The organism is Streptomyces sp. NPDC050147 (assembly GCF_040660195.1).
In the GTDB taxonomy this organism is placed as follows: domain Bacteria; phylum Actinomycetota; class Actinomycetes; order Streptomycetales; family Streptomycetaceae; genus Streptomyces.
On record NZ_JBFALJ010000030.1, the window covers coordinates 58,092 to 76,029 of the forward strand.

At 67.7% G+C, this 17,938-nt stretch carries 16 protein-coding genes and 1 pseudogene; 15 read left to right on the forward strand and 2 right to left on the reverse strand.

Features of this window, described 5'->3' with window-relative positions:
* Positions 1 to 500: 500 nt before the first annotated feature.
* Both AB0I94_RS34885 and AB0I94_RS34890 read left to right on the forward strand, forming a co-directional pair.
* Positions 501 to 1,052 (forward strand): acyl-CoA dehydrogenase family protein, encoded by a 552-nt coding sequence (locus AB0I94_RS34885; RefSeq protein WP_363313754.1) that lies wholly within the window; start codon positions 501 to 503, stop codon positions 1,050 to 1,052.
* On the forward strand, positions 1,049 to 1,711 hold the full coding sequence (locus AB0I94_RS34890; RefSeq protein WP_363313755.1) for an HAD-IB family hydrolase: 663 nt from the start codon (positions 1,049 to 1,051) through the stop codon (positions 1,709 to 1,711). The genes AB0I94_RS34885 and AB0I94_RS34890 overlap by 4 nt, the downstream gene beginning before the upstream one ends.
* A gap of 557 nt (positions 1,712 to 2,268) precedes the next feature.
* Here AB0I94_RS34890 and AB0I94_RS34895 read toward each other — a convergent pair.
* Positions 2,269 to 2,388: pseudogene (locus AB0I94_RS34895) on the reverse strand (TetR/AcrR family transcriptional regulator); the annotation flags it as partial.
* Positions 2,389 to 2,811: 423 nt separating this feature from the next.
* Here AB0I94_RS34895 and otsB point away from each other — a divergent pair.
* From otsB to AB0I94_RS34960, 13 genes are all read left to right on the forward strand, one after another.
* Entirely contained in the window at positions 2,812 to 3,837 is a 1,026-nt protein-coding gene (gene otsB, locus AB0I94_RS34900) for a trehalose-phosphatase (RefSeq protein ID WP_363313756.1), read from the forward strand.
* A 133-nt stretch (positions 3,838 to 3,970) separates the two neighbouring features.
* A complete protein-coding gene (locus AB0I94_RS34905; protein WP_363313758.1) occupies positions 3,971 to 4,984 on the forward strand; it encodes an LLM class flavin-dependent oxidoreductase in 1,014 nt (337 codons plus the stop codon).
* A gap of 300 nt (positions 4,985 to 5,284) precedes the next feature.
* Positions 5,285 to 6,439 (forward strand): transposase, encoded by a 1,155-nt coding sequence (locus tag AB0I94_RS34910; RefSeq protein ID WP_363313759.1) that lies wholly within the window; start codon positions 5,285 to 5,287, stop codon positions 6,437 to 6,439.
* 45 nt (positions 6,440 to 6,484) lie between these two features.
* Positions 6,485 to 7,570, forward strand: coding sequence for a ParB N-terminal domain-containing protein (locus AB0I94_RS34915; RefSeq protein ID WP_363313760.1), 1,086 nt, complete (start codon positions 6,485 to 6,487; stop codon positions 7,568 to 7,570).
* Between the two features lie 15 nt (positions 7,571 to 7,585).
* The gene (lxmK, locus tag AB0I94_RS34920) at positions 7,586 to 8,704 is read left to right on the forward strand and encodes a class V lanthionine synthetase subunit LxmK (RefSeq protein ID WP_363313761.1); all 1,119 of its coding nucleotides are present in this window, start codon (positions 7,586 to 7,588) and stop codon (positions 8,702 to 8,704) included.
* Entirely contained in the window at positions 8,701 to 9,657 is a 957-nt protein-coding gene (locus AB0I94_RS34925) for a T3SS effector HopA1 family protein (RefSeq protein ID WP_363313762.1), read from the forward strand. The genes lxmK and AB0I94_RS34925 overlap by 4 nt, the downstream gene beginning before the upstream one ends.
* Before the next feature lie 184 nt (positions 9,658 to 9,841).
* Positions 9,842 to 9,988: a hypothetical protein gene (locus tag AB0I94_RS34930; protein WP_363313763.1), complete on the forward strand. Its 147-nt coding sequence runs from the start codon at positions 9,842 to 9,844 to the stop codon at positions 9,986 to 9,988.
* A 435-nt stretch (positions 9,989 to 10,423) separates the two neighbouring features.
* Positions 10,424 to 11,623 carry an acyl-CoA dehydrogenase family protein gene (locus AB0I94_RS34935; RefSeq protein ID WP_363313764.1) on the forward strand — a complete coding sequence of 400 codons (1,200 nt, stop codon included), beginning with the start codon at positions 10,424 to 10,426 and terminating at the stop codon, positions 11,621 to 11,623.
* 50 nt (positions 11,624 to 11,673) lie between these two features.
* Positions 11,674 to 12,762, forward strand: coding sequence for an alcohol dehydrogenase catalytic domain-containing protein (locus AB0I94_RS34940; protein WP_363313765.1), 1,089 nt, complete (start codon positions 11,674 to 11,676; stop codon positions 12,760 to 12,762).
* A 179-nt stretch (positions 12,763 to 12,941) separates the two neighbouring features.
* Positions 12,942 to 14,480 carry a trehalose-6-phosphate synthase gene (locus tag AB0I94_RS34945; protein WP_363313766.1) on the forward strand — a complete coding sequence of 513 codons (1,539 nt, stop codon included), beginning with the start codon at positions 12,942 to 12,944 and terminating at the stop codon, positions 14,478 to 14,480.
* On the forward strand, positions 14,477 to 15,403 hold the full coding sequence (galU, locus tag AB0I94_RS34950; RefSeq protein WP_363313767.1) for a UTP--glucose-1-phosphate uridylyltransferase GalU: 927 nt from the start codon (positions 14,477 to 14,479) through the stop codon (positions 15,401 to 15,403). The genes AB0I94_RS34945 and galU overlap by 4 nt, the downstream gene beginning before the upstream one ends.
* A gap of 85 nt (positions 15,404 to 15,488) precedes the next feature.
* Entirely contained in the window at positions 15,489 to 15,992 is a 504-nt protein-coding gene (locus AB0I94_RS34955; protein WP_363313768.1) for a flavin reductase family protein, read from the forward strand.
* 59 nt (positions 15,993 to 16,051) lie between these two features.
* Positions 16,052 to 17,023 carry a Gfo/Idh/MocA family oxidoreductase gene (locus tag AB0I94_RS34960; protein ID WP_363313769.1) on the forward strand — a complete coding sequence of 324 codons (972 nt, stop codon included), beginning with the start codon at positions 16,052 to 16,054 and terminating at the stop codon, positions 17,021 to 17,023.
* A 97-nt stretch (positions 17,024 to 17,120) separates the two neighbouring features.
* On the opposite strand, the gene AB0I94_RS34965 is transcribed toward AB0I94_RS34960, so the two are convergent.
* Positions 17,121 to 17,936: a MarR family transcriptional regulator gene (locus AB0I94_RS34965; protein WP_363313770.1), complete on the reverse strand. Its 816-nt coding sequence runs from the start codon at positions 17,934 to 17,936 to the stop codon at positions 17,121 to 17,123.
* Positions 17,937 to 17,938: the final 2 nt, after the last annotated feature.

Sequence of the window (17,938 nt, forward strand, 5' to 3'; positions counted from 1 at the left end):
ACGACGTCGGCTTCGCGCGTCATTTCGTCCCCCGGCGCTGGCGCGGTCGAGAGGGTACGTTCAGCGACGTCGTTGCTGCGGCGGCCACCGTCGGGGAGGGCTGTACATCGGCGGCGTGGTGCGCCGTTCTGTGGGCGGCACACGGAAGATTCGCTTCATTCCTGCCCCGTGCGGCACAGGAGGAGATCTGGGGCTCCTCGCCTGACGTACGCATCGCCGCCGCCATCGCGCCGGCAGCGGGCCGCGCACGGGCGGTCGCGGGCGGGTGGTCGCTGGAGGGGACGTGGCCGATGGTCAGTGCTGTGGACGACGCTCACTGGGTCCTGTTGGCTGCGCCGACGGATCAGGCCCGCGCCGGTGAACTCACCCCTTGGGTCGGGCTGTTCGCAGTTCCCCGTGCGGCAGTGACGGTACGGGACACTTGGAACAGCACGGGCCTGCGCGGTACGGGGACCAACACCGCGTTGCTTGCTCCCACGTTCGTGCCTCAGCACAGAAGCGTGGCACTCGACGCCGTGCTGGCCGGGGACGGCCCCGAGTGCCGCGCCCGATGCCATGCGGCGCCCGCTCACTTGGCCGGCGGGCTCATGTTCGCCGCGCCAGCGCTTGGTGCTGCGCGCGCCGCGCTCAACGCCTGGACGACGCGGGCTGCCGGAAGCAGTGGCAGGGGCGCGCTGAGGCTGTTGGGCGATGCCGATGCGCAGGAACGGTTTGCTCGAACGTCCGTCGACGTCGACTCGGTGGAACTGCTTTTGGCAAGGGCGGCAGAGCGTGCCGATACGGCGGACATAGACCAGGGCCTCGTGGCCCTCAATCGGCGCGATGCCGCCCTCGGTGTGGAGCGACTGGCCGACGCTGTCGACCGCCTCTTCGGGTTCGGCGGAGCGCACATGCGCGGGCTGGACGGTGACGTACAGCGCCGCTGGCGGGACGTCCTGACGATCGCTTCCCACGGTGCCCTGCGACGGGAGCCTGCTGCTGCCGCGTACGCGCAGTGTATTGCCGGGCACCCCACGGCCGGTACAGGCCCGGCGCGAAAGGTGGAGCTGTGAGCAGGTTGGTGTTCAGCGATGTCGACGAGACGCTGATCACCGGAAAGAGCATGTTCGACTTCCTGGGCTTCTACTTCACGCGTCGGCATGGGGCGAAAGGCACCCGGCACGCCGAGCGTACGCGTCGGCATCTGAACGGGATGCTCTCGTCCGGTGTATCGAGGGCGGAGGCCAACCGCGCCTACTACGAGGCGTGGAAGGGCCAGCGGGCCGCCGAAGTGGCGGAGTGGGGCGCCCGCTGGCTGGCTGTCAGGCAGCAGCAGGAGGGCTTCTACGTCGAGCGGACCCGGGCTGAGCTCATGCGACATCGCGCCGACGGCGCCGTCATCGTACTGGTCTCGGGATCGTTTCCCGCCGTGCTCGCCCCGATCGCCGCGGACATCGGCGCGCGGCACCTCCTGTGCACCCGTCCCGAGGTGCGTGACGGCGTTTTCAGCGGCCGGATCGTCGGCGATCCTGTCATCGCGGAGGGGAAACGGGAGGCCGTTCGGGGCCTTCTGCGCCGCTATCCGCACGTCAGTCCGGGCGACTGCCATGCCTATGGCGACCACCTGTCCGACCTGCCGATGATGGCGGAAGTGGGACACTCCACGGTTGTGGGAGGTGATCCGCAGCTCCTCGCGGCTTTGGCCGGGGCGCGGACCATCTCTGCGCAATGAGCGGGGTCCTTCGCGCATCCGCCTCGCGCAGTGCCGTCCGAAACCGGCGTATCGAACCCTGCCCTGTCACAGCAGGCAGTCGCGTCGGGGCCCACCACCAACTGCCAGAGGGCCGACACCTCGTCGGGGTGGTTGCCCGCTCGGCACTCTGGACTTGTGTAGTAGACCCCACAGATCAGGGCGAGCAGCAGCTGACCGAGGGTTTCCGGGTCGCGGGAGCGGCTTAGGTCACCACATGCCTGCGCCCTACGGATCAGGTCTGGCAGCACCCGGTTCAAGCCTTCGACGATCGGCGGGAGCCGGCGCTCGGCACGCGCATACTCCGCCGTCAGGTGGAAGCCTGCCCTGAAGCGCAGGTCTGCTCTCAGGCGGCTCACGAGGTCAAGGGCGAGGCCAAAGAGGACTTTCTCCAGTCGCAGCGCCGCTCCCTCCGCCACCGGAGCTGCTTCTTCCGCGCGCCGGAGCAGCTCGCGCCAGGTCCGCTCGAAGGGTGCCGTCAAGGCGGTCGCCAGCGCTTCCTTGGAGGGGAAGTGGGCGTAGAGAGCCCCTTTGGTCATGTTGGCCTGGGCCGCGACCCGTTGGAGATTGGCGCCCGTGTACCCGTGTCGCACGAACTCCTCCGCTGCCGCGTTCAGCAGCAACTCGTGTGTTCTGCGTGCTCTGTCTTGCTTGACCACGAGGTCCCTTCGAGGTCTTTGGTCGGTCAATAACCGTCGTCGGGGAATCTTTTCCCGTGGTGCGCTGAGTCACAAGCGAGCCGGAGGAGAGTGGCCTATAACTCCACCTCGGTCACTTTCCCCGCGTGCCGGGCTGGAGAGGGGCTCAGCTTCAATGTCGCAAAGTCGTACTGCGAAACGCCGGGCCGCCGTTGTGCCGGGACCTGGCCCGATACCGTCCCTTGCGCCGACGTTGCAATCGACGTTCGCCACCAGGCGCGCTGTTCATGCCCGCGTACTCCTGGCACTCACCAGCCCGCACGCGCATTGGAGATCGGGTCCACACGGTGTCCGCACCCTTGGAGCGGGCGTGGTCACTGCAGACACAGGGCCCACGGACGCCGTTCTCGGGGCGCATCCCTAGTATGAGAGGAACCTTCCGCCATGCCCACCCCGCCATCGCGGTCCCACGCCCTGGCGAGCGGGTCCCGCACGGACCCGCGCGCCGCAGGCCCCTCGGAGCCGCCTGCCCCCAGGCCCGTGCTGGCCGAGCGGACACCCACACCGATTGCCCGGTCCGCCGGAAGTGGTGGGGCGCCGGCAGGTCTGCGCGCCCTGGTCGACAGGCCGCAGCGATCGGTGATCGCCCTGGACTTCGACGGAACGCTGGCCGACATCGTCCCGGATCCCATGCGGGCAGCGCCCCGCCCGGGCGTGGAGGCGGCGCTGGCTACGCTCGGACGTCATCAAGTCACTCTGGTGATCGTCACCGGCCGGCCGGCCCTGCTCGCCGTGGAGCTCGGCAGGTTCGACCGCATGGATGTGCCCCTGACTGTCCTTGGCCACTACGGTGCCGAGCGCTTCGACACGGGCACCGGGCGGCTCACGCGCCCCCCAGGTCACCCCGGAGTGCCGGCTGTCCGCGCCGAGTTGACGAGGGATCTGGCCGATGGCCGGATGCCCTGCGGTGTACACATCGAGGACAAGGGCGACTCCGTGGCGGTACACACCCGCCAAGCCCGCAATCCGCAAGGGGCGCACGGCCGACTGCTTGCTCCTCTGACTGACATGGCCGCACGCCACGGGCTCACCGTGGAGGTCGGGCGGCTGGTGACCGAGCTTCGTCCTGGCGGAACCGACAAGGGGCGAGCGCTCGCGGCCTACCTCGACGAGCTGGAGCAGCGGGAGCGGCCCGAGGAGCCGGATCGGCAAGCCAAGGCGGGTGGAGGGCCGGTCGTGCTGTACGCGGGTGACGATCGTGGCGACGTGGCCGCCTTCCGGATGCTCGCCGAGCGCCACCGCCGCGGCGAGGCCACCGTCGTCCTCGTGCACAGTGCTCCGTCTGACGCAGCCGAGCGTATTGCGGAGCTCGCGGACTTCTGCGATCTGTCGGTACCCGGGCCGGCGGGGGTGACGTCCTTGCTCACCGAGCTCGCGGGTGCGCTGGAGGAGGCCCGCGTCGGTCCATGACGGTCGGCAAGCACAGCAGCCGTCCCGGTCCAGCAGCACCCGGCAGGCAACGACACGGTTGTTGACGGCATCACGAGACGTCCCGGCGGCACCCCCTTGGTGCGCGGGCCACATTCCAGGAGGTATAGCCCCCATGCCGGCAGAGCTGCGTGCGCTCTCGGTCTTCCACCCCGCCCCTCCCCACTCGCTCGAGGCGATGACGGCCTTCGGCACGTTCGCTCGGCGGCGCGGCGTACGGCGGCTGTGGATCGGGCAGTCCCTGCATGTTGAGTCGCAGCTGGCTTTGGCCGGACTCGCAGCCCGGCTTCCAGGGCTGCCGCTGGGAACGGCCGTCGCCCTGGCGCCCCTGCGTCACCCCTACCAGGCGGCGGTCGAGGCCCGCAGTCTCGGCGTGATGTCGGGTGTGCCGTACGTGGCGGGCTACGGTCCGGGTGCACTGGACCTCCAACAGCGGTTGTTGGCAGCACCGTATGACCACCCTCTGCGTGCCATGGGGGACTACGTATCCGTGATGCGGCGGCTTCTGGACGGGGAGGCCGTCGAGCACCGGGGGGAGTACCACACCACCCGCTACGAGCTCCCGTCGATGCCTGGTGCCCCGAAAGTGGAAGTGGGCCTCGGTGTGCTCCGTCCGGGCATGGCCCGGACGGCCGGCCAGGTTGCTGATGTCGCGATCACCTGGCTGGCGCCATACCGGTACATAGGGCAGACGCTGATGCCCGCCCTGCAACGTGGCGCGACCGAGAAAGGCAGGCAGGCGCCGCGTATTGCGAGCGTCGTGCACGCCGCCGTGCGAAAGCCCGGCCGCCGGGTGGCCGAGGCGGCGCTGGCCGCCGTCGGGCCGCACCTTCGCTCGCTCCACTACTCCGACATGCTGCGGCGGGCCGGAGTCGCCGTCGACCCGGCGGATCCAGAGCGGGGAGCAGCCGCCCTCGTGGACAGTGACGCCTTTGTCTCCGGTACCCCGGACGAAATCGCCGACCAGCTGCGGCGGTACCGGGAGCATGGGGTCGACGAGATCATCGTCAATGTGTCGGGCGTCCTGCTGACGGAGGGCGCCCGTGCCGCTCTGAGTGATCTGGACGCCATCATCGGTGCGTACGGGGACGGGGAGACTGCCGGCGGATCCTGTCCACCTCGCGCCTGATCGTTCCACGTCCGTCCGCTGGCTCCGGGCTGGTTCTCGCCTCCCGCCGGAGGGCTGAGCGGCCCATGGGCGCGTCGGCACAACCCTCGGTGGGGAGCGAAACCTGCTGGTCAGACAGGGAATTTGGAAAGTAGTGTGCACCCTGGCCAAAACTGACCTTTGAGAAGGTATTTTTATCGGCGGTTGTTCGCAGGGGGATCGCACCAGCGGGTGCGAGCGTCGCAAGGGGGAGTGACTCGCATGCTGACAAGCCACACGCAACGGGCGGCGACAGCACGTCCGAAGGCCGTTCCGGCGTTCGTGGATGAGGTCTTCGCCTCGCTGCAGCGCGTGGACCAGCGCCGTTGGGCGCAGGCTTATCTCAACGGGTTGCTGAACGTGCGGGGCAGGAAGACGCTGCAGAGCCTCGCCAGGGCAGGGGCGCACTCCGCGGCTTCCGCGCACGGACTGCAGCAATTCATCAACTCGAGTCCGTGGGACTGGTCAGCCGTCCGGCAGGCACTGGCGGGCACGCTGGCGGCGCATGCCCGGCCAAGGGCCTGGAGTGTCGCCGAGGTGACCATTCCCAAGCGAGGTGAACACTCGGTGGGAGTCCGTCGGCGGTTCGACCAGGACGCCGGCCGGGTCATCAACTGCCAGCAAGGCCTGGCCCTTTTCATGGCCACGGACACCTACAGCGCGCCAGTGGACTGGCGCATCCTCCTGGACGAGACCTGGTGCGGCGATGAGGTCCGCCGACGTCGCGCCCGTATACCTGCCTCGGTCACCGCCGCACCGGACTGGGCCCATGTGCTGCACTTCGCGGCGAACGCGTCCACCCATCCACGCCTGAGACAGATTCCCTGGGTGCTGGACCTGCGCCGGACCACGAACACCACGCGCCTGACACGCGAGCTGACACACCATCACCGGGATTTCGTGTGCGAAGTGAGCCCGGGGCACCCTGTCATGGCAGCCCGGGCCGGACTGCGCATGTTCACCGCGGCTGAGTTCGTGGCAGCAGGGCAGGCGAGGCAGGAGCATCTGGTGGCGGCACAGAGACCCACCGGACGCATGGAGCGTCTGCTGCTGCACTCAGGGTTGGTACGAATCCCGAGCGAGGGCGGCATCAAGGGCGCCGCCGCGCTCCCCGTGCACCGGCTTGTCGTGCGTCCCGCCTCACGGGCGCACAAGACCGCAAGGTACTGGATCACCAATCTGGTTGACCGTCGCGTCGACGAGATCCTTTCCCTCGTGCAGAGCGTCCGGACCACCGATTCGGCTGTTTCCGAACTGGAGTCGGATTTCGGCATTCTCGACTTTGAAGGGCGTTCCTTCCCCGGCTGGCACCACCACATGACCATGGCTTCGGTCGCCTACGCCTACAGCCGGTTGTACCCGGAAGGGAGCGGACAGGACCTCCCCGTTCCGCGCGCCCCAGAGCGGCACTTCCAGCCGATGAGGCTGATCTCCTGACCAAGTGGTCTGCCAGGAGAGAGTGAACGGGGGAGGGGGGAGTACGTGGCGGACAACCACACCGAGCACGAAGATCTGACGGGCGCCGTCGAGGGCGACTGGGGGAAGAGGCCCTTACGAAGACCCGACGCGACCGTCCGCATGGTGAGGATCAGCGACCTGGTCGCTGCCGACTCACCGCGCAGCGAGAGCGAGAGCCCTGAGCACGCACGTGTGCTGGCGGAGTCGGGGGCTGAACTCCCGCCGGTGATCGTCCACGCATCCACCATGCGTGTCATCGACGGTGCCCACCGAGTGCGGGCAGCCCTCATTCGGGGCGAGACCGAGATAGCTGCCCGGTTCTTCGACGGTTCTGACCGCGATGCCTTCGCTCTGGGCGTCGTGGCCAACGTCCAGCACGGCCTCCCCTTGACGCGCAAGGAGCGTACCGACGCCGCCGAGCGCGTCATCGCTTCCCACCCGCAGTGGTCCGACCGGGCCATCGCCTCCGTGACGGGCCTCGCGGTGGACACGATCGGCAGAATACGCAGGCGTGCAACCGTCGAAGGCGAACAGTTGCACGGCCGGATCGGTCTCGACGGCCGGGTGCGCCCCCTCAGCAGCGCTGACGGCCGGCTGCGGGCCGCCGAGTACATCAACGCTCACCCGCAGGCGTCGCTGAGGGAGGTCGCTGCGGCTTCCGGGCTGTCGCCGGGCACGGTCCGGGACGTCCGCAGGAGGCTGCGGCAGCACGAGGACCCTGTGCCGGCCGGGCAGCGTAGGACCATCACGGCCAGGGCGGCAGCCGCGGCAGCCTCCCCCACCACCCGGGCGGCCGGGGGGTCGGTCGTTGGCAAGACTGCCGCCGAGCGAACCGGCGGCAAGGAACAGTCCTACGGCCACCTGGCGCCCCGCGAACCAGCCCAGGCCGGCACGCCCCTTTCCGCGCTGCGGCGAGACCCCTCACTTCGGCACAGCGAAGCTGGGCGACTGCTGCTGCGCCTGCTCGACAACCGGCCCCTGTCCGGGGCGCACGGGGACGAACTCATCGCCGGTCTCCCCTCGCACAGCCTCGGCAACGTTGCCGCCGCTGCCCGTGAGTGCGCTCAACTCTGGGTGGAGTTCAGCAAGCGACTTGACCGCTACATGTGAAGGACGCACTTGCTCATGCACACCACGAAAAGTCTGGACATCCCTGCCCGGAAGGAGTTTCTACCGGCGGACCTCTCGCAGACACCGCAGGTCAACGCCCTGCTGTCCGCTCTCGGGCTGGGGCATCTCGATTCCGGGGGCGTCGTCTCCTACCCCGGCCGCAACAAGAACTGGGCCGGTGTCACCAGCAGCGGCCGGAGGGTATTTGTCAAGCAACTGGACGGCCGCGACCGCGAGGGGCGGGCAAGGCTGGAGCGGGCCGTATCGTTCGAGCAAGTCCGGGCCGGCCGCGTCGACACGGGACCGCTGAGCCCGCCCTGCCTCGGCTGGGACGAGTCCACGTGCCTCATGGCCTTCGAACTCCTCGAAGAGGCCGAGTCCGGCAGCGACCGGGCCGGACACGACGACGGGTTCGGCGCCGACTGGTGCCGCCGGGCCGGGCGGATGATCGCCGCCACCCACCAGCTCCCGCTGCAGCTATCCGAACGGACACAGACCACCTCGGCGGCCTTCTTCCCCTTGGGACACTTCCAGGCCCTCCCGCTCCACACCTTCTCCAACTCCAGCCGGGCCGAGCTCGAGGCCTGGGCACTGATCCAGCGGGACGACGAGGTCATCGAGGCCCTGAACCGGCTGCACACCGCCTCCGTCCACGTCCGTCGACGGCCCGTGCACGCGGACCTGAGACTTGACCAATTCCTGATTTCTCAGGGGCATTTGTATCTCTCGGACTGGGAGGAGTTCCGCCTGGCCGACCCGGCGAGGGACATCGGCAGCTTCACCGGGGAATGGCTCCACCGCGCTGTCCTTGCCGCGACACCAGATGACGCAGGCGCCGGATTGACCCGCACTGGGGCCGTGGCCCGGATGACGGCTGAGATCGAGCGGATCCGTCCACGGATCAGCGCCTTCTGGCACGGCTACCGCGAGGCGTTGGACCAGACACCTGCAGCCGGTCTCGAAGTACGGGCCACCGCCTACGCAGGCTGGCACCTCTACGACCGGCTTCTCGCCGGAGCCTCGCAGATTCCGCGGCTGGGCGCCTTCAGCCGTGCGGCGGCGGGGATCGGCCGCAACATCGTGCTCTCAGCCGAGCGCTTCACCGCAGCGGTCGGACTGGGGGAGATTCGATGACCACAGCGAAAAAGGCCGCCGGGGCACTCGACCCGCGCGTCAGGGACGTCATCGAGACCATCGAGGTCGCCGGCGGCGCGTCGCATGCCAGACTGCCCGGCCGGGAACTCACCGCACGAACCCCGCGCGACATGCGCGCGCAGCTCGCCTCGGCGATCTACGAATGCTTTCACGCCGGGTTCCCAGTCTCACCCAAGGCTGCCCGGACGCTGAGGGACGCCGCCCTGGAGGCCGCGTTCACCGACGCCGTCCCCCACCGGCACACCCCACTGACCGTCCCGGTCATCCACGCCGGGGACTCGCCGGAAATCGTGGTGGAGATCAGCGGCGTACGGGTCGAGGTCCCCAGAACGATGGTCGACCCCGCGGCCGGCCCGGTGCGGGAGGGACGGCCCGTCCCACTCACCTGGCCCGCCGTCAACCCGGCCGTCTCACCGGGGTACTTCTTCGTCACCGGCTCGCGCGGCGCGCCGCGGGGACGATCACTCGTACGTCTCTACCTCCATGTAGGAGATCCCGGACTTGCTCCAGGACTGCTCCGGGACACCCTGGTCTGCCTGGAGGCGGCAGGCATCCCTTACCGGGCCAAGGCGGGCTCCGTACCCCACCACTACCCTCGGCAGGACGCCATGGTGGTCTACCTCGGCCCCGAGGCCGATGCAGCTGTCGGCCACCTGGTCGGGGCACTTGGGGACCATCCCGCCCTGCTTCAGGACACATCGGTCTTCGCCCGACGCCAGGCGCCGGGCATGGCCACCGCCTCGGAGCCTGCCGACACACGCCCTGGCATGAGGGGCATGAGTTTCGGGGAGCACCGAGCCAACGTGGTCGCCGGCGCCCTCATCGAGGACGCCACGGGGCCCGACACGGGGCTGAAGCGGCACGAGTTGGTTGCCCAGCGGTTCACCGAGGCCCGCGTCGACCCACGCTCGCCTGCTGACAACCTCAACTGAAATCCGTTCCGTCCCCCCTTCCGACGAGGCAGTCTTTGGCGCGCATTCGACGCTGAATTCAGATGCAAGTGTGTAAGTTCGAACTGCGGTGCTGGCCCGCCGACTTGGTTCTTGTTATAAATATTCATGCTCCAGCAGGAGTCGCACGACCTCGAAAAATACTTTCTAGAGAAAGGCTTGTGCCATGGAGAAGGACCTCAGCGAGCTGGTTGCCGGTTTCGACACCTACACCGACGTGGATGAGCTCGCGGCGGCTATGGAGAGCTCCTCGACCGCGAAGACTCCGGGCTTCTCGATCACCCCCACTTTCAGTCTGACCGGCAACCACTGAGCACCTTCAGCCCTTTGCTCGGGCTGAATTAAGAGCCTGGGGCCCTTCGGGGCTCCAGGCTCTTTCGTTGTCGCCTTGGTGAAGGCTGGTGTGCAAGTCCCTTTCTATTTAGCCAGGTTGTACTTGCCGTGCTTCGATTCCTTCGTCAGGATGGATATCAAGCAGACGGCCGAAAGGTGGCGTCCGCTTCGTCGGGCGAGTGCCTTTCGCCTGGCCCCAGTGCAACTGCCGGGCCCGCCGCACGGGTGCTCAAAGTCCTGAGGTGATTTAGCGGACATCAGCGCGCCGGGGAATCCCGCCCGTTTCTGTGCGTCAATGACGATGCGCCTTCCGTCCTGGTGGCCACACCCGCAGGCGTGCCCGATCCAATGTCTCTTTCGTGCCTGCGAATTGCCCGACCGATGGTTCGACCTTTGTGAATGTGGAGTGAGTGACGTGACTGCAATCAGCGCCCCGGGTGGGCTTCCGACTCCTTCCCTGACGGCTGAGACAGAGGAGTGGCTGACCAGGGTCGAGAAGATCGCTCCGGTCATCGAGGAGGCTCGGGAGCAGGCCGACCACGACCGCGTGACCTCCCGCGCCGTCTTCGAGGCGCTGCGCGACGCCGGTATCTCGCGGATGTGGGTCTCCAAGGAGTTCGGCGGGGAGCAGGCAAGCATCGCAACGGGCTCCGCTGTCATCCAGGCTCTGGCCGCCCTGGACGCGTCCGTGGCCTGGCAGATGGGCGTGCAGGGCGCCATTGGCCGCCTCTCGGACTACCTTCCCGAGGCCACCTCCGCTCAGCTGTTCCGTGACCATGACGGGCTTGTGGTCGGCGGGGTGAACCCTTCCGGCCACGCCGAGCAGGTGACGGGCGGCTACCAACTCAGCGGCGAATGGGCCTTTGCCAGCGGGTCCGCCCACGCGGACTGGCTGGTCTGCGCCGCCTTCGTCACCGAGCATGGCGAAGTGCGCCGGACCCCTCAGGGGCCAGAGACACGCATGCTCTTCGTGCCGCGTGCAGACGTCGAGATCCGCGATACCTGGTACACCGTCGGACTGCGCGGCACCGGCAGCAATCATTTCACCGTGAACGACGTATACGTGCGCAACGAATTTACCGTCAGCGGCACGGAAATGCTGCGACCCCCGGCTGCACGGAACTCACGCGCCTACCCGATCGGCTACTACGACTTCGGCCCCTTCACTTCCGCGTCGACGGCTCTCGGTATCGCGCAAGACGCCGTTGATTCCTTCAAGAGCCTTGCCGCGAAGAAGACCCCGACCGGCGCGACGGGAACTCTCGCCAAAAGCCACGTCGTTCAGGAGAAGCTGGCCCGCGCTGAAATCGAGCTCCACACCGCACGCCTACTCCTCAACGACACCGCGCGGCAGGTCACGGAACTCGGGGAAACAGGCGGCGATTCGCTGACTTCACTCGTTCGCCTCACCGCCGCGGCGGTCGCAGAAAAGGCCGCCGCCACGGTCGACACCGCATACAACCTCGCCGGAGCCAGCTCCGTCTACGCGACTAGCCGACTCGAGCGTTGTTTCCGGGACGTTCACTCCGCGGTCAAGCACATCACGCTGTCGACGACACACTTCGAAATGGTCGGACAATACCTCCTCGGTGGAGACCTCCAGATGCGGCGGTGAGAAACCCCGCCACCCACGTACCCATTCGCAAAAACAGAGACGAGGCAATCATGGAAACGATGAAGGCCGTACAGCTCCTGGCCCCGCGCAAGACGGTCTTGTCGGATGTGCCCATTCCCGAGACGCCGGCCGACGGTCTGCTCATGAAGACGCGTTGCGTATCGATCTGTTCCACCGACATCTCCTTCTACGAAGGACACCTCTTCCCCTCCGAGTACCCGGTCGTCCTGGGCCACGAGTACCTGGGCGAAGTCGTCGACATCGGCCCGGAGTTCGATACCTCTGGCGTCGATCTCAAGGTCGGCGACCGTGTCGTCTACTGGGGCCAGACAGACTTCGGCGGCTTCGCCGAGTACCGCACCGTGCGCCCCATCTTCTCCGGCCAGATCAAGGAAGACGTCTTCGCGGCGGACCGCAACTTCTACGACGACAAACGCGCAGCAGCGGTGAAGATACCCGACGAACTGAGTGACCTGGAGGCGTCGTTCATCGAGCCGGTCACCGGAGCGCTGCGGTCGGTGCTCTCCAACCCGCCGAAGGTCGGTGACAAGGTCCTGATTCTGGGTACCGGCCCTATCGGCGTCATCGCCGGCAGCATCATCAAGCGCCTGCTCGCCCCGAACATGGTGGTGTCCGTAGACACCAATCCGGCGCGCAACGAGTTCGCACAGCAGCAGTTCTCCAACAAGGCCTACCTCCCCGACGAACTGATCGAGACCGTCGATGAGGGCACCTTCGACTACGTCTTCGACGCCTTGCCCACGGTGCAGGTCGCCGACGAGAACAAGGACCCGCGCCGAGTGGCCATGCGCAAGCTGAAGGCCGGCGGCCGCTACGTCCTGTACGGCGCCTCACAGGAGATGCAGAAGTTCGACACCTGGCTGATGCTCGCCAAGGGCATCAACATCATCTCGGCGCCCTTTGACGTCACCCACTTCCCGATGCACAAGAGCGCGAACGTCATCGCCTCGGCGATGCAGATGCTGCTCACGGGAATCGTCGACGGCAAGGCCTTGCTCTCCACCGTTCACGAGTTCGACGACTACGACGGCCTGGTCGACGTATTCGAGAACTACCGGTTCACGACCGACCTCAAGACGATCGTCGACTTCCGCCGCACGGACGCGCTCGCGAAGTAGCGCCGTCCGCCCGCGGGGGTGGACACGACCCAGGGCACCAGGACCCGTCCACTGTCCGTCCGCCGACCACCCCCGGAGGACGGACAGCCCACGTCGGCTCCATACCTGCCCTCACTCGCGACCGGGCGGCGTCCCGCCGTGCGCGGCGGCTGAAGCACTCTCCTGAAAGAGGCCCTCGGATGGAAGAGAACGACGTGCACACCACACCGACGAGCGGGGCAGGGCTCGTCGTGGTGGCCAACCGGCTGCCCGTGAGCCTGGAGAGCACCTCCGACGGGACCCGGCACTGGCGCCACAGCCCCGGCGGTCTGGTCAACGCGCTGGAACCTTTCCTGCGCGCCCAACGGGGAGCCTGGGTCGGATGGCCCGGTGCCGCAGGGCAGGACGTGCCGCCCCCGGAGGACGAGGATCTGCTCCTCCACCCTGTCGCCCTGACCACCGACGAGGTCGCCGGTTTCTACGAGGGCTTCTCCAACGGCACGCTCTGGCCGCTTTACCACGACGTCGTCATGCCTCCTGAATACCACCGCGGCTGGTGGGAGGCATACGTACGCGTCAACCGGAAGTTCGCGCAGGCCACCGCCGAGGTCAGCTCCCCCGGCGCAACGGTCTGGATCCAGGACTACCAGCTCCAGCTTGTACCAGCAATGCTGCGGAAACTGCGCCCTGACCTACGGATCGGGTTCTTCCTGCACATCCCCTTTCCTCCGATCGAACTGTTCATGCAGCTGCCCTGGCGCACCGAGATCGTCGAAGGCCTGCTGGGCGCCGACCTCATCGGGTTCCACCGGCCGGGCGGCGCTCAGAACTTCCAGTGGCTCGCCGGCCGCCTCGCCGGACTGGAGAGCATCCGCACGGTGAACGAAACGGGGGGCACACCCGGTGAAATACGGGTCGGCGACCGGGCCGTGAAGACGGGCGCCTTCCCGATCTCCATCGACTCCGGGGAGCTGGACCGGCTGGCCCGGCGAGACGACATCCGGCGGCGGGCCGAGCAGATCCGGGCGGATCTCGGCCATCCGAAAAGAATCATCCTTGGGGTCGACCGGCTCGACTACACCAAGGGCATCGACGTCCGACTCCGAGCCCTGCACGAGATGTTGACACAGGGGTCCATCGATCCCCGCGAGGTCGCCATGGTGCAGATCGCCACACCCAGCCGCGAGCGGGTCGAGCACTACATACGCATGCGCGAGGACATCGAGCGCACTGTCGGCCGGATCAACGGCGAGTTCGGTCGCGTCGGCGCCCCCGTCGTGCACTATCTGCACACCTCAGTGGGCCGTGAGGAACTCGCCGCCTTCTACAGCGCGGCCGATGTCATGTTCGTCACCCCCCTCCGCGACGGCATGAACCTGGTCTGCAAGGAGTACGTTGCCTGCCGCCACGACCTCAGCGGAGCACTTGTGCTGAGCGAGTTCGCCGGCGCAGCGGCCGAACTGACGAGTGCCTTCCTAGTGAACCCCCACCACCTGGACGAGGTGAAGACGACCTTGCACCGGGCGCTGAACGTCCCGGCCGACGAAGGCCGGCGACGGATGGCCGCACTGCGCAAGCAGGTCCTCACACACGACGTCGACCACTGGGCCCGCTCCTTCCTGACCGCACTGGGTGTCGAACCCGCTCTCACCCACATTTCCAACAGACCGCCGTCCGCTGAGCACACCACCTCGGACTCGGACGAGCCGGCGCTGCGTACCGATTGGGCCCTGACATGAAGCACACGCTCCCTCCCACCCGAGCGGTGACCAAGGCAGTCATCCCCGCGGCGGGCCTTGGCACCCGGTTCCTGCCCGCTACGAAGGCCACTCCGAAAGAGATGCTTCCTGTCGTCGACAAGCCCGCCATTCAGTACGTGGTCGAGGAGACGGCAACCGCAGGTCTCACCGACGTACTGATGATCACAGGGCGCAACAAGCGTGCCCTTGAGGACCACTTCGACCGCAACTTCGAGCTGGAGCAAGCCCTCATCAAGAAGGGCGACAAGCAACGGCTCGCCAAGGTCCGCGCGTCCAACGACCTGACAACCATGCACTACGTGCGTCAGGGCGATCCACGCGGGCTCGGCCACGCGGTGCTGTGCGCCGCGCCTCATGTGGGGGCCCAGCCCTTCGCCGTACTGCTCGGCGACGACCTCATCGACCCACGTGATCCGCTGCTGTCACGAATGTTGGATGTCCACGAGCATGAGGGCGGCAGTGTCGTAGCGCTGATGGAAACCGAGCCGTCACAGATCCACCTCTACGGATGCGCGGCGGTGCAGAACACCGCGGATCCCGACGTGGTGAAAGTGACAGGCCTGGTCGAGAAGCCGGACCCGGCCGAGGCGCCGAGCAACTACGCGATCATCGGCCGCTACGTCCTGGACCCCGCCGTCTTCGAGGTGCTGCGGGAGACCGCGCCTGGGCGAGGCGGCGAGATTCAACTGACCGACGCCCTGCAGAAGCTCGCCGCCGACGAAAAGACCGGCGGCCCGGTGCATGGAGTTGTCTTCAAGGGCCGCCGCTATGACACCGGTGACAGGGTCGACTACCTTCGCGCCATCGTGCAACTCGCCTGCGAACGCGAAGACCTCGGACCGGAGTTCCGCAACTGGCTCGTCCGCCATGTCGCCGAAACGGTGCCGTCGGGCATCGCATAACGCGCCCGGCCCAAGCTCCCCGGAGCTCCCGAAACGCGGCTACCGAACCGACGAATCACACAACCTTGAGAACGGAAGGACAGCCATGTCCGTCGACTCCACCGCCTTCACTCAGGCCATGTCCCGGGTGCCCGGACCCGTCACCGTCGCCACCACCGTCGACCCGGCCGGCGAACACTGGGGATTCACCGGCAGTTCCTTCAGCTCACTCTCCCTGAACCCGCCTCTGGTGCTCATATGCCTCGACAAGAAGGCCAGCACCCACGAGGCGTTCACCACCGCCGATCGCTTCCTCATCAATGTCCTCGCGCTGGAGCAGTCCGACGTCGCCATGCGGTTCGCCCGGTCCGGCGTCGACCGGTTCAACGCGGGTGACATGGTGCCCTGCGAGTTCGGGCTTCCCGGGCTCAAGGACGCGGCAGCACGCGTGGCCTGCTCGATGCACGCCGTCCTGGACGGGGGAGACCACAGCATTCTTGTGGGCCGTGCGGAAGCGACGTATGCGGATGGAGAGCGTGTCCCATTGGTGTACCGCGACCGTGCCTTCGCCCGCCCGGTCGCCGATGTCCAGATGGCAGGCGTCCACTGATCCCGGTTGTGTGAACGCGCCGCTGACGGCCCGCTTCGCGAAGAGCGTGTAGCTGACGCATGAAGAAAATCCGCCTCGCGGTCCTCGGCACGAACCATGTTCATCTGCGCGACCACCTCGCGGTCATCGAACGCGACCCGGAGACGGAGCTCGTTGCGCTCCACGAGCGGATACCTGGCGCAAGCAGGGCGTCCCTCGAAGGGATGCCACTGGTGCCCACCGTTGTGCAGGCGCTGGACCGCGCAGACGCAGTGGTCATCGCGTCCACCACCGCAGAACACGAACGTCTTCTGGAACAGGCAACGGCAGCCGGTGTGCCCGCTCTCGTGGAGAAGCCGCTCGACACCACCGCGGCGGCCACCCGACGCCTCACGCCCCTGCTGGCCACCGCTCCCACCCCCTCCACCACGGCCATGTTCCTGCGCTGCGCCCCGGCACTCCGCCGGCTGCGTGCTCTCCTGGCCCGGGGCGAACTGGGCCCAGTGGCGCACGCGCATGCCCGCTTCACCCATCCAGGCTTCCTCGACGGCGTATTCGGTGATGCCGCCTCATGGATGCTGACCGAGGAGCACGGTGGTACAGGCGGCTTCGCCGACCTGGGTATTCACCTCGTCGATCTGCTGAGCTGGCTGGCTCCTGGCAAGGAGCTCCGTGTGCGGGGGGCCGAGCTCACCCGCCGTCCTGCTTGCGCGGTCGACGTCGGCGGGCTGGCGCTCTTGACCTGGGGGGCTACGCCTGTGTCTCTCCATGCCGGGTGGACCTCCCGCCCAGGTGGTTTCCTGTTGCGAGTTGAGGGTGAGCACGGATCGGTGGAGGTAGGCGCGGGCGGGACCGAGCTGACGGCGACGACGAAGGGCTCTGAAAGCAGCCGCCGCGAGAGGCATCCCCCGATCCGTGCAGGGGCGGCACTCGAAGCCTTTCTCGGCGACCTGAGAGGGCAGAGCCGGTGGGAGGCTCCCACACCCGCGGACATCGAGGGCGCAGCGCGAATCCTCGACGCTGTGAAGCTGGCCGCAGGTCGATCGGCTTGACGTCTCCAGGCCCTGAAGGGTCTGGATTCCTGCCACGGTCGTCCGACCGTCTCGGTGTGTTCCTGCTTCAACGCGCTGTGCCGGGATCTTCCCGGTCTCACCTGCGCTCCACGAGGCGTTTAGCCTGTCGGCGCGTCCCGCCGCCAGGATGTTGCGCGCTGCGTTCACGTCGCGGTCGTGGACGGTCCCGCACTCCCCTCAACGTGCATTCCCGGACGTTGAGGGGCTTGGGGCCGTCCTTGATCCAGCAGGCCGAGCGTCTTGAGATGCATTCATCCCCGGCGTGAACGCCGGAGCTTTCTACAAGAGGCCCGGTAAGGGCCGGAGCCCGGACGGCGCGGGGCCGGATCTCGACGTGGCTTCTGGGTCGGGCCATTCGCGTGCGGCGGTTTGTCGCACAGCGCGTACGCCGAGGAGGGCAGGGTCCTCTGGGCGTCATCTGCTCGGCGTGCCGGGCGAGGACTCCGTGTGCCACAGCGCCCTTGCCAGCCGGGCGAGGGCGGGCTGGTTCTTGGCCTTGTCCAGCCCCTCCCGCACGGGCTTGGGAGGCCGGTGGTCGCAGCCGCTCGACCAGAGTGCGGCCGGCGGAAGTGAGCACGGGGCAAATGCAACGGCGGTTGGTTGCGGAGTAGGTGCGTGTCACCAGTTCCCGCTTCTCCAGTCGGCTTGCGAGCCGGGTTACGGCACTGGGGCTGAGGCCCATGGCCGCGGTGAGCCGGTGCATCTCGGGGCCGCTCTCGTGCTCCTTGCGTTCGAGCGCGAGGAGGAGGCTGAACTCCCGGACGCTCAGGTCGCTCCGTTCCTGCAGGACCGACCGCACCCCTGCCTCGAGCTGCCCGTGAAGTGTCGAGAGGGCCTGCCATGGAAGTCCGGGGTGCTGTTGGGGTACTGCCTGGCCAGTCTCCACGTCCACGG